Here is an 11366-nt window from a genome sequence, read left to right as displayed (position 1 = left end):
AGTTGGGCGTTGCTGGCTGGACCCATCCCTGTCCGCCGCGGCTACGAATCAGTGACATGGAAAAGCTTGGATCCCGGACCAGAGGTACCCGCACCATGGCAGCGCTGGCAGGTGTGGTGTCCGCCGGCGTCGTACTGGCTGTCGCGGAGCTGATCGGTGCGTTCTTCACTGCCAGGGCAACCCCCTTGTTTGCGCTGGGGTCGACGTTCATCGACTTCACCCCGCCGTGGCTGAAGGACTTTGCGATTGCCACCTTTGGCACCAACGACAAAGCCGCCCTGTTTGTCGGTATGGGCGTGACGATCGCCGTGCTTGCCTGCGTGCTGGGCATTGTGGCCTACCGCAAATGGGCCCTGGGCGTGCTGGGTGTTTTGTTCATGGGCGCGGTGATTGTGGCTTGTGTCCTGACCCGCGCTGGCGTCGGACCACTCAATGCCATCCCGTCCATCCTGGGAACCCTTGCCGGTCTCCTGGTCCTGCGCCGACTGATGGTGCCGTTGTGGGGGCTGAAGCCATGGCCTGAGGCGCCCGCCGATCAAGCGGCCGACGCCGGAAGCATCGGTACCAGCCGCCGTCGTTTTTTCGCTGCCGCCGGGATCACCGCAGTGGCCGCCGGAATCGCGGCAACCGGTGGGCGACTGCTGAGCGCAGCGCGCAGCAACATTGCCCAGGCCCGGGACGCGCTCCGGCTGCCGGCGCCAATGAAGGCCGCGCCGCCTGTGCCCGCGGGCGTTCAGTCCCCGGTTGCGGGAGTTTTCCCCTGGCTGACGCCGAACAGCGAGTTCTACCGGATTGATACTGCCCTTAGCGTTCCGGAAATCAACCTCAATGACTGGGAACTGCGCGTGCACGGCATGGTTGAGCAGGAGGTCACCATGAACTTCCAGGACCTTCTCGACGCCGAGCTGATCGAATCCCACGTCACACTCACCTGCGTGTCCAACCCGGTGGGCGGAAAATTGGCAGGAAACGCCAAGTGGCTGGGCCTGCCTATACGCGAAGTCCTGGCCAAGGCCAAGCCGAAGGAGGGTGCGGACATGGTGCTCTCCAAATCCATCGATGGCTTCAGCGCCTCCACTCCCTTGGAAGTGTTGCAGGATGACCGCGACGCCATGCTGGCCATCGGCATGAACGGCGAGCCGCTCCCGGTGGAGCACGGCTACCCGGTGCGGATGGTGGTCCCGGGGCTTTATGGGTTCGTCTCAGCTACCAAGTGGGTGGTGGAGCTGGAAGTCACCCGGTTCGCGGACGCCAAGGCCTACTGGACTGAACGCGGCTGGTCCGAACGCGGCCCCATCAAGACCATGGCGCGTGTGGATGTGCCGAAGTCCTTCGCGAAGTTCCCCCCGGGGAAGGTCGCCGTGGGCGGCACCGCCTGGGCGCAAACGCGCGGCATCACCAAGGTGGAAGTCCAGATTGACGACGGCGAATGGATGGAAGCAACGCTCTCCGACGAAGCATCGACCATCACATGGCGTCAGTGGTCCTTTGAATGGGATGCCACGCCCGGCATCCACTACGTCAAGGCCCGGGCCACCGACGGGACCGGCGAAGTCCAGACGGAGAAGCGTGCCGATCCCGTGCCGGATGGTGCCTCGGGCTGGCCGTCGGTGATGGTGACGGTGGAGTAGAAAGTTTTTGCTTTCGGTGTAATTATTCGTCCGGCCCCGGAAACAACATGTACGAGCAGGCCATTCTGCTCAGTTGCTCCACGGGGGAAGGACCCAGACCAATGAAGTACCACCGAATGCGCCATGCCAAGTCCGCCACTTTTGCATCGCTTGCGCTGGTAGTGACGCTCATAGCCTGCATACAGGCAACACCGCAGGCCAGTACTTCAACCACAGAGGCAGTATCAGAGGCGGCGTTGGGCGCCATCACCGAGTCGCCTGCGGCTCTTGTTGACCAGATACTGCCTTCGCCTGAGCCCAGTACCGCGGCGCCGGCTGTCGCGGTGCCGGCTGCCGCGGTGCCGGCTGTCGCTGAGGGGGAGAGCGCCCCGGTCCTGGTGGAGGTGGTACCCGCTCCTGCTGTTGTTGCGCCTCCGGTCGCTGCCCAGCAGGAGACCACTCCGCCGGTCGCCCCATCAGGCGACCCTGCACCCGGCGCCCCCGCTGCGGGCGAATGCACCCCGGCGAACATCGATATCCAACGCCACGACACGGTACGGGCGATCAAGCCCATCCCCGCCGAGCAGCAGCAGTACTACACGGTCCTCGGTTGCGCCGAAGGCTGGCTTGCATACGCCATCTCGGACGAAGGCGTCAAAGCTGCGGGGCTGGACGGCGGCAACGTCAACTACAGCCTGGCCCGACTCCAAAATGACGGCCGCTTCTTGACCGACTTTGCACAGTTGTGGTCCACCGTCCGCAACTGGGAGTTCCTGGCCTTTTACGTCCGGGACGGGAGATACGCGACCGTGCAGGAGGCCATGGACGATCAATTCGCCACCTACGGCATTCCCGTCCGCCTTCGGGAACAGCTCGTCGGCGTAGGACCAGCCGCCCCTGCACCCGGCCCCGCCGCGGGCGAATGCACCCCGGCGAACATTGATATCCAACGCCACGACACGGTTCGGGCGATCAAGCCCATCCCCGCCGAGCAGCAGCAGCACTACACGGTCCTCGGTTGCGCCGAAGGCTGGCTTGCATACGCCATCTCGGACGAAGGCGTCAAAGCCGCCGGGCTGGACGGCGGCAACGTCAACTACAGCCTGGCCCGACTCCAGAATGATGGCCGCTTCTTGACCGACTTTGCACAGTCGTGGTCCACCGTCCGCAACTGGGAATTCCTCGCTTTTGACGTCCGGGACGGGAGATACGCGACCGTGCAGGAGGCCATGGACGATCAATTCGCCACCTACGGCATTCCCGTTCGCCTTCGGGAACAGCTTGTTGGTTCCGGCCCCGCAACCGGCACTCCGTGACCGCCCCTACTCCAGGCACAAGAAATTGATCATGGAATTTATCGACGCCCACTCTGTGGTGATCTTCGGGGTACTGCTGGTTCATCTCATCGGCGTGATAGTCGTCGCCGTTTCGGCCGTTGTTCTGGTGGCCGCGTTATTCGTCGTCGTCCTGGCCGTGCATGCCTGTAGAAGCGTGTGGTTTGCCCATCACGCAGGCAGGCAACGACGTAGCGGCCACGACCTGGCCGCGCAGCGGCTCTAGAGGCGATACCCGGCACACTCATTGGGGGAGTTTGCCGGGTATCGCTGTGTTCCCAGGGGGTTACCGGAACAGAAAGCTGAAACTTTTTCGCCGATTGTGTAAGAAACGCCGCTTCCCGGGACACTAAAGGGTTGACTCATCACATCGCACTAGCCCCGGGGGAACAGAACAAGGATGTTGGCTACCAGAGAGCAGGAACTGATTGCTCTTCACGCTGAGCACTTCAGCCGCATCTACCAGTACATCGCGTACCGGATCAATGACCGCGAACGGGCCGAGGAATTGGCCAATGACGTGTTCCGGATCGTCTGGGAAAAACAACCACCGGAGCCGCCCGGTGTCGGATGGCTGATAGCTACGGCCAGGAATGTGCTCGGCAATGAATACAAAGGGCGGAGCCGTCGCGATCAACTTATGCAGCGTCTGGCTGAAGAAGCCCGGGTCCAGGCCGTCACCACCGATGACGATGAGCAGCAGGCCAGCGTTGCGGAGATTCTCTCCAAGCTCAAGGACCGCGACCGGGAAATCCTGATGCTCTCCTACTGGGATGACCTGACCACCGCAGAACTGGCCGAAAGCCTTGGATGCACAGCCTCCGCTGCCGCGGTCAGGCTCCACCGGGCCCGTAAAGCCTTTGCGAAAGCCGCACCACAACACCTCATGACAGAACGGGAAGTCTAACCATGGACCGCATCGAACAACTCATGAAAAACGCGAAACCCAACGTCCCGGAGCCTGGAACCACCCCGGGTGTCATTCCGGGCCGCTCGCACGTCTTCTCCGATGATCCCAACATCGTTTCCCTCGCCGGCCGCAAATCGCGCCGGACGGGTTGGGCGGCGACGGCGGGTGTGGTCCTTGCCGCTGCCGCCGTCGTCGGTGCAGTCGTTGTAGCGGACAACCTGGTCCCGGAATCGGCGCCGGCGCCGGCCACTACCGACACCCCGACTGTCACGGCCACCCCCACGCCGACGCCCACGGTTACGCCGTCCGCCACGACCAGCCCCACGCCGACAACCACCCCTACAGAAACCCCGGTGTGGAGCCCTACGCCAACCCCGACCACGGTCATGACCCCGCCCGTGCCGACCACGGCACCACCAGCCACCGTACCTGCCGGCCCCGCTGCCGGCGCCTGCACCCCGGACAACATCGACATCCGGCGGAACGACACCGTCCAGGCCATCAAACCCATCCCGGCCAACGAGCAGCAGTACTACACCGTTCTTGGTTGCGCCGAAGGCTGGCTCGCATACGCCATCTCAGACGAAGGGATCAGAGCGATCGGCCTGGATGGCGGCAACGTCTACTACAACATCGCCAGACTGCAGGACAACGGCCGGTACCTAGCCGACTTCGCTCAGTTGTGGAGCAGCGTCTACAACTGGGAGTTCCAATCCCTTAGGGTTCAGAACGATCCAGACAAGAAGTTCGCCACGGCCCAGCAATCCATGGACGCCGAGTTCGCCGCCCAAGGCATCCCCGTCAGACTCAGGACGCAACTCGTCGGCCCCGGCCCCGCGGCTCCACCGACAACTGGCGCTCCCTGAGTGCCCATGAGCCCTCCCGTTAGTGGCGCTCGTCCTGAAGCGCGGAGCCAAACGCAATCTGCTCCGTGCGGGCGATGCCCCTCTCGATGGCTGCCTTGTCGATGCCCAGTAGGGTGGTGAGCCACATGCCGTTTTGCACCACCACGACGTCGGCCGCCCGATCCTTGCACTCTTCGGGGGAGAGCCCGGGAACGGCATTCCCGATCAGTGCCGCGAGTCCCTGAAGGTACCGGTCGAAGGCCGCGGCATTGATTTCTGCGAATTCCTCGTTTGCCTGGGCCAGGGCCCACAGATGGAGGCGGAGGGAGAGGTACGGGGTGGTCAGGAGGTCTGGGTCGGCGACCCGCCGCAGGGATTCCCGGAGTCGTTCGTCGGGACCCATGGAAGGGGACGGCTCCACCAGCAGAAGGTCATGTTCCTCAATCTGGTGCAGGACCGCGCGGATCAGACTGGGTTTGTCTTCGTAGTAGTAGTTCACGAGCCCCAGGGCGACTCCCGCTTCGCGGGCCACCGCACGCATGTTGATGCCCGAGATGCCGTGGCGCGACAGAAGTTCCAAGGCCGCTTCGAGAATGCGTGTCTGCCTGTCAGCCTGTTCGCCGGTTTTAGCGGTGCTTGTACCCATTTGGCCAGACTATTGCCAATCCAAGGCCAGCGCATCTTGGCCGCTTAGAGGTTTCCTTCCGCGTAGATCCTCAGGGCGTCCCGCACAAAAGTGGCCCCTGTTTCCCCGCCGTAGTTGGCGGCGAACCGCGGATCTGCCACGTACATGTCGCCGAGTCCCGTGACGTAACCTTTGACGTCTCCGCCAGGTGCCGCCGTCGGCGTTCCAGGGATGCCGCGGAGCCACTCGACGTGACGCTTGGCAAGTTCCTGTGCTTCGGCGCTGTCCGGCGCCGCGCCGGATTCTGCGGCCGCGATCCAGTCGGCGCCCAGCTTCTGGACGCGTTCCTTCCATTGCTGCTTTTCATCGGCGCCCATGCCGCGCCACCAGGAGTGGCCGGCGGCGTAGGCATCCTTGCCCCAGCGCTCCTCAACTTCGTCCTTGTACTGCGTGTGGTCGAAGCCATCGAACATGTCCTGTGCCATGTACTTTCCATCCCCTTGCATTGTGTCGATTGTTTGCCGAACGGAGGCCATCTGCCGCGCCAAGCGTTCCTGCTCATTGGCGAGCCACTCCAGATGGCCTTTCAAGGCTTTGACGGTGTCCGTTTCCTGGTGCAGCACTTCGGCGATCGCCGGGAGGCCGAGCCCCAGTTCGCGGAGCAGGAGGATGCGCTGGAGCTGGACCAAGGCCGGACCGTCATAGTAGCGATAGCCGTTATGACCGGTCCGGCTCGGTGTGAGCAGCCCGATGTCATCGTAGTGGCGCAGCGTGCGGCTGGTGGTTCCCGCGATCCTTGCGATTTCCTGGATTGACCAGTCCATCTGTCCTCCGTCCCCTTGCTTGTTCTTCGACAGTAAAGGTTGACGTTACGTCAAGGTCAAGGGGAGCGTGGGGGCCATTAGTCGGCCAGGATCAGGTAGAGCGCGCGACGTGTTTCGTCGAGCTTCTCGATGGCGGCCCGGCGTTGTTCGTCGGTTGCCGCGCCACGGAACTGGTGAATGACGCCCATCAGTTTGCCGATGCTTTGGTGGAATTCCTGCATGTTTCCATCAGCCTCGGTGTTCCAGGCGTTGGCGAGTTCTTCCTCGTGTTCGGCTACATAGGCGCGGCCATCATCGGTGAGGGTGAATTCGGTCCGCCGTCCCTCTCCTACGGCCGTGATGAGCTCTTCGTCAACCAGCTGCTGCAGGGTGGGGTAAACGGATCCGGGGCTGGGTCGCCATGCGCCGGAGGTCTTCTCGGCGATGGTCTTGATGAGTCCATAGCCGTTCGAAGGAGCTTCGGCGAGGAGCGAGAGGATCGCGGCGCGGACGTCGCCGCGGTTGCGCCGCGGACCGCCAGGGCCGAAGCCGCGGGGACCGAATCCGCCAGGGCCAAAGCCGCCGGGGCCGAATCCTGGGCCGCGACCCGGCCCGAATCCGCCATGTCCACCGGGACCGCGCCGGCCCTTGCCTCGATTGAAGCGACCGTGAGGGTTGGGGCCTTCGCCATGCTCCGGGAAGGTGTTTTCTTCGTGATTGTGGATGCCTTTCATAACAGCATCGTCCTTTCGATAGATATCACCGAAGGAGTATCGGCGATACTTAACGATATATCGGTGAATATCTGAACGTCAAGACTTTGTGAGTGAGGGTTTGGTGGAAGCGCGGGGGATGTGAGCGGGCGTTAAAGAACGACGGCGGGTGCGGACTTATCGCTAAGTCCGCACCCGCCGTCGTGGTTTCTTTGGCGTCAGGAAAGCGGCGTGACGTAGGCTCCCGAGATGCCGCCGTCCACCAGGAAGGTGGAGGCCGTGATGAACGAGGCGTCGTCGCTGGCGAGGAAAGCCACGGCTGCGGCAAGCTCCTCAGGCTCGGCGAAGCGCCCCAACGGCACATGCACCAAGCGGCGGGCTGCCTTCTCCGGATCCTTTGCGAAGAGTTCCTTCAACAGGGGAGTGTTGACCGGTCCCGGGCAGAGAGCGTTGATCCGGATACCTTGGCGGGCGAATTCCACGCCGAGTTCACGACTCATGGAAAGCACGCCACCCTTGGAAGCGCTGTAGGAAATCTGGGACGTCGCAGCACCCATGACCGCCACGAACGAGGCCGTGTTGATGATGGAACCCTTGCCCTGTTCCTGCATGTACGGGATGGCGTACTTGCAGCAGTAGTAGACGGACGTCAGGTTCACTTCCTGGACCCTGCGCCAGGCGTCGATGCCGGTGTCCAGGATGGAGGCGTCGTCTGCGGGGGAGATGCCTGCGTTGTTGAACGCGATGTCGACGCTGCCGTAGGTCTCCTTTGTCTGGGCGTAGAGGTTGCGGACCTCTTCCTCGCTGGTGACATCGACCTTCACGAACAGGCCACCTACCTCGCTGGCGGCGGCAATGCCGGAGGTTGGTTCGATGTCCGCGATCACCACATTGGCGCCCTCGGCGGCCATGCGGCGCGCGGTAGCCAGGCCGATGCCGCTGGCACCTCCGGTGATGACTGCGCTGCGGCCTGCGAGACGGTTGGAAACTACTGATTGCATGATTGCTCCTAGGTAACGGTGGGAAAGACTAAGCGGACTGCGTGGAGATGAAGACGTTCTTGACTTCCGTGAACGCATCCAAGGCGTCGGGGCCGAGTTCGCGGCCAAGGCCTGATTGCTTGAAGCCGCCAAACGGCGTGGAGTAACGGACGGACGAGTGGGAATTAACGGACAGGTTGCCGGACTCGACCCCGCGTGCCACGCGAAGCGCGCGATCCACCTTGGACGTCCAGATCGATCCGGACAGGCCGTATTCGGTGTTGTTGGCGATCCTGATGGCCTCCGCTTCGTCGTCGAAAGGCACGACGGCGACTACCGGACCAAAGATTTCGTCCGTGAAAGAAGGTGCGTCCAGCTCCGGAGTCAGCACGGTGGGCGGGAACCAGAAGCCGGGGCCTTCGGGTGCCTTCCCGCGGAAGGCGACCGGGGCGCCGTCGGGCACGAAGCCGGAAACCGTACCCAGCTGCTGTGCCGAGATGAGCGGCCCCATGGAGGTGGCCGGATCCGCCGGATCGCCCACGCGCATCCCGAGGACCTCAGGTTCCAGCAGCTCCAGGAAGCGGTCGTACACACTGCGCTGGACAAGGATCCGCGAGCGGGCGCAGCAGTCCTGGCCTGCGTTGTCGAACGCGCCGCCCGGTGCCGCCGCGGCCGCAAGTTCAAGGTCGGCGTCGTCGAACACGATGTTTGCGCTCTTGCCGCCAAGCTCCAACGTCACCCGCTTCACCTGGTCCGCGCAGCCGGCCATGATCTGCTTGCCAACCCCGGTGGAGCCGGTGAAAACCACCTTGCGCACAGCGGGATGGGTGACGAACCGCTGCCCCACCACCGAGCCCTTGCCCGGAAGTACCTGGAAGACGCCCTCAGGAATGCCGGCCTCCAGGGCGAGCTCGCCCAGGCGGATCGCCGTCAACGGAGTTACTTCCGCAGGTTTGAGCACCACCGTGTTGCCGGCGGCCAGGGCCGGAGCGAAACCCCACCCTGCGATCGGCATGGGGAAGTTCCACGGCACGATCACGCCCACCACGCCAAGGGGCTCGTGGAAGGTCATGTTGACGCCTCCGGCCACCGGAATCTGACGGCCGAAGTGCCGTTCGGGAGCCGCCGCGTAGTAATTGAGGACATCGCGGACGTTGCCGGCCTCCCAGCGGGCGTTGCCGATGGTGTGTCCGGCGTTGCGGACCTCGAGCTGCGCGAGGTTCTCCAGGTCATGGTCGACGGCGGCGGCGAACCTGCGCAGGAGCAGCGCACGGTCGGCGGGGGCTACCGCCCGCCAGGATTCGTAGGCGGCGGCAGCCTTCGCAATGGCTGCATCCGTTTCGGCCAAGCCGGCCAGGGGCACAGTCTGGATGACTTCCTCGGTGGCCGGATTGATCACGTCAAAGACAGTTGAGGTCATGCTGGGGACATCGCTTTCATGGTTGCGGTGTGGTCGGCCCGGTAATGGGAGGCGGCCTCCACGAAGCCGCGGAAGAGCCGGACATCGTCCGGGTTCTGTTCGGGGTGGAACTGGACGCCCAACACCCAGCTGCCGTCCGTGGATTCGACAGCCTGGACCATGCCATCGCCGGAACGGGCTGTTACGCGCAGTTCGTTGGGTACGGAGTCCAGGGCTTGGTGGTGGTAGCACGGAGACGTCGCGGAGTCGCCCAGGAGATCGTGGATCACGCTGCCCTGCTCGGTCGTAAAGCTGGCTTCACCGAAAACGCCCGGAGCCGGCTGGCAATTGGCTTCCGGATTGATGTCCGGAATGTGCTGGACGAGCGTGCCGCCCAGCACCACATTCAGCAGCTGGGCACCCCGGCAAATGGCGAACAGCGGAAGCCCTCGGTCCAACGCCCCACTCAGGAGCTGGGTATCGTGGCCGTCCCGGAGGGGCTGTGGCCGGGTTGCGGGATGCGGTTCCTGCCCGTAAAGGGAAGGATCGACGTCGGGTCCTCCCACCACGATCAGGCCGTCCACCAGGTCCAGCACCGAAGGGTCGGTTCCCGCAGGTGGGAGGAGGAGCGGTGTGCCCCCGGCTGCGACGACCGCCTCCACGTACGTTGCCGGGAGGATGGCCGCCGTCGTATTCCAGACGCCCCAGGAGGCCTCCTGAAGGTAGCTGGTCAGCGCGATCCTGGGCCGGTAAGTGTTTTCAGAGTCGTTCGAAGCCACGTGTCCGCTCCCAGTCTGTGATGGCGCAGTCGTAGGCGGTGAGTTCCACGGTGGCGGCATGGACGTAGTGGTCCACCACGTCGTCGCCGAATGCCTTCCGCGCGATGCTGCTTTCGGCGAGGAGGTCGCGGGCGTCCCGCAGCGTGGTGGGCAGGCGCTCTGCGTCGGATTCGTAGGCGTTGCCCCTGGTGATGGGCTGGAGGGGAACGTCGTTTTCGATGCCGTGGATGACCGCCGCAATCATTGCCGCGACGGCGAGGTAGGGGTTCACGTCCCCGCCACCGATCCTGTTCTCGGTGCGCAGGCCCTTGCCATGTCCCACAACGCGGAGTGCGCAGCTGCGGTTATCGAGTCCCCAGGCGACAGCCGTCGGTGCGAAGCTGCCTTCCACGTACCTCTTGTAGGAGTTGATGTTCGGCGCGAGGAAGTACGTCAGCTCGCGCAGCGCCGTCAACTGTCCCGCCACAAAACGTTCCATGACGGGGCTGAAGCCGTGTTCGCCGTCGCCCGCCAGGACCGGGTTCCCGTCCAGATCGGTGAGGCTGAAGTGGATGTGGCAGGAGTTGCCTTCGCGTTCGTTGAACTTGGACATGAAGGTGATGCTCTTGCCGTGCTGGTCGGCGATCTCCTTGGCGCCGTTCTTGTAGAACGTGTGCTTGTCGCAGGCGGCCAGGGCCTGGTCGAAGCGGAAAGTGATCTCCTGCTGCCCGAGGTTGCATTCACCCTTGGACGATTCCACCACCAGGCCCGCGGCTTCCATGTTGTTGCGGATAGAGCGGATCACCGGCTCCAGACGGGCGGTGGCCAGCAGCGAGTAGTCCACGTTGTACTGCGTGGCCGGAGTGAGGCCGCTGTAATTCTTCTCCCAGGCCTGGGAGTAGGAGTCATCGAACATGATGAACTCCAGTTCGGTGCCGGCGCATGCCCGGTAGCCGAGCTTTTCGAGCCGCTCAATCTGGGCCTTCAGGATCTGGCGGGGCGAAGCGACAACCGGCGTACCGTCAGTCCACAGGACATCGCACTGCACCATTGCAGTACCTTCCAGCCAAGGGACGCGACGCAGGGTGGAGACATCCGGCATCATCACCATGTCTCCATAGCCGGTCTCCCAAGAGGACATGGCGTAGCCGTCAACAGTCTTCATATCGACGTCGACTGCCAGGAGGTAGTTGCAACCTTCCGCGCCGTGGCCCAGGACGTCTTCGAGGAACGAGCGCGCTCCGCAGCGCTTGCCCTGCAGCCGGCCGAGGGCGTCGGTGATGGCGACGATTACCGTATCTATCTCGCCACGGCCGACGAGTTCCCGCAGCTGCTCGACGGTGAGCTGCTGGTCCGGGAAGTGTTCTTTGCTTTGGTCATTCATGGTGT

The 11366-nt window shown here is 63.7% G+C and carries 12 protein-coding genes; 5 read left to right on the top strand and 7 right to left on the bottom strand.

Annotated elements, in window-relative coordinates:
* Window positions 1-56: 56 nt before the first annotated feature.
* The 5 genes from ACFUOZ_RS12760 to ACFUOZ_RS12740 all read left to right on the top strand — a co-directional run bounded on the left by ACFUOZ_RS12760 (window position 57) and on the right by ACFUOZ_RS12740 (window position 4720).
* Entirely contained in the window at window positions 57-1631 is a 1575-nt protein-coding gene (locus tag ACFUOZ_RS12760; protein ID WP_377548585.1) for a molybdopterin-dependent oxidoreductase, read from the top strand.
* Between the two features lie 101 nt (window positions 1632-1732).
* Entirely contained in the window at window positions 1733-2926 is a 1194-nt protein-coding gene (locus ACFUOZ_RS12755) for a hypothetical protein (RefSeq protein WP_377548583.1), read from the top strand.
* A 31-nt stretch (window positions 2927-2957) separates the two neighbouring features.
* Entirely contained in the window at window positions 2958-3170 is a 213-nt protein-coding gene (locus tag ACFUOZ_RS12750; RefSeq protein WP_377548580.1) for a hypothetical protein, read from the top strand.
* A gap of 174 nt (window positions 3171-3344) precedes the next feature.
* Window positions 3345-3851 carry an RNA polymerase sigma factor gene (locus ACFUOZ_RS12745; protein WP_377548578.1) on the top strand — a complete coding sequence of 169 codons (507 nt, stop codon included), beginning with the start codon at window positions 3345-3347 and terminating at the stop codon, window positions 3849-3851.
* Between the two features lie 2 nt (window positions 3852-3853).
* The gene (locus ACFUOZ_RS12740) at window positions 3854-4720 is read left to right on the top strand and encodes a hypothetical protein (RefSeq protein ID WP_377548576.1); all 867 of its coding nucleotides are present in this window, start codon (window positions 3854-3856) and stop codon (window positions 4718-4720) included.
* Window positions 4721-4739: 19 nt separating this feature from the next.
* Here the strand turns inward: ACFUOZ_RS12740 and ACFUOZ_RS12735 are convergent, their stop codons facing one another.
* The 7 genes from ACFUOZ_RS12735 to ACFUOZ_RS12705 form a co-directional block, all read right to left on the bottom strand.
* The gene (locus tag ACFUOZ_RS12735; protein ID WP_377548574.1) at window positions 4740-5345 is read right to left on the bottom strand and encodes a TetR/AcrR family transcriptional regulator; all 606 of its coding nucleotides are present in this window, start codon (window positions 5343-5345) and stop codon (window positions 4740-4742) included.
* Between the two features lie 44 nt (window positions 5346-5389).
* On the bottom strand, window positions 5390-6148 hold the full coding sequence (locus ACFUOZ_RS12730; RefSeq protein WP_377548572.1) for a MerR family transcriptional regulator: 759 nt from the start codon (window positions 6146-6148) through the stop codon (window positions 5390-5392).
* A gap of 77 nt (window positions 6149-6225) precedes the next feature.
* Window positions 6226-6861 carry a PadR family transcriptional regulator gene (locus tag ACFUOZ_RS12725; protein WP_377548569.1) on the bottom strand — a complete coding sequence of 212 codons (636 nt, stop codon included), beginning with the start codon at window positions 6859-6861 and terminating at the stop codon, window positions 6226-6228.
* Between the two features lie 197 nt (window positions 6862-7058).
* Entirely contained in the window at window positions 7059-7841 is a 783-nt protein-coding gene (locus ACFUOZ_RS12720; protein WP_216922177.1) for a 3-oxoacyl-ACP reductase, read from the bottom strand.
* 28 nt (window positions 7842-7869) lie between these two features.
* On the bottom strand, window positions 7870-9240 hold the full coding sequence (locus ACFUOZ_RS12715) for an aldehyde dehydrogenase family protein (protein WP_377548566.1): 1371 nt from the start codon (window positions 9238-9240) through the stop codon (window positions 7870-7872).
* Window positions 9237-9998, bottom strand: a complete 762-nt coding sequence (locus ACFUOZ_RS12710) for a gamma-glutamyl-gamma-aminobutyrate hydrolase family protein (RefSeq protein WP_377548563.1) — start codon at window positions 9996-9998, stop codon at window positions 9237-9239. Before ACFUOZ_RS12710 ends, ACFUOZ_RS12715 begins: the two co-directional genes overlap by 4 nt.
* Window positions 9979-11361, bottom strand: a complete 1383-nt coding sequence (locus ACFUOZ_RS12705; RefSeq protein WP_377548560.1) for a glutamine synthetase family protein — start codon at window positions 11359-11361, stop codon at window positions 9979-9981. Before ACFUOZ_RS12705 ends, ACFUOZ_RS12710 begins: the two co-directional genes overlap by 20 nt.
* Window positions 11362-11366: the final 5 nt, after the last annotated feature.

Origin of the sequence: Paenarthrobacter sp. NPDC057355, assembly GCF_042667405.1 — a bacterium.
In the GTDB taxonomy this organism is placed as follows: Bacteria; Actinomycetota; Actinomycetes; order Actinomycetales; family Micrococcaceae; genus Arthrobacter.
This window is presented reverse-complemented; position numbering and strand designations above follow the sequence as displayed.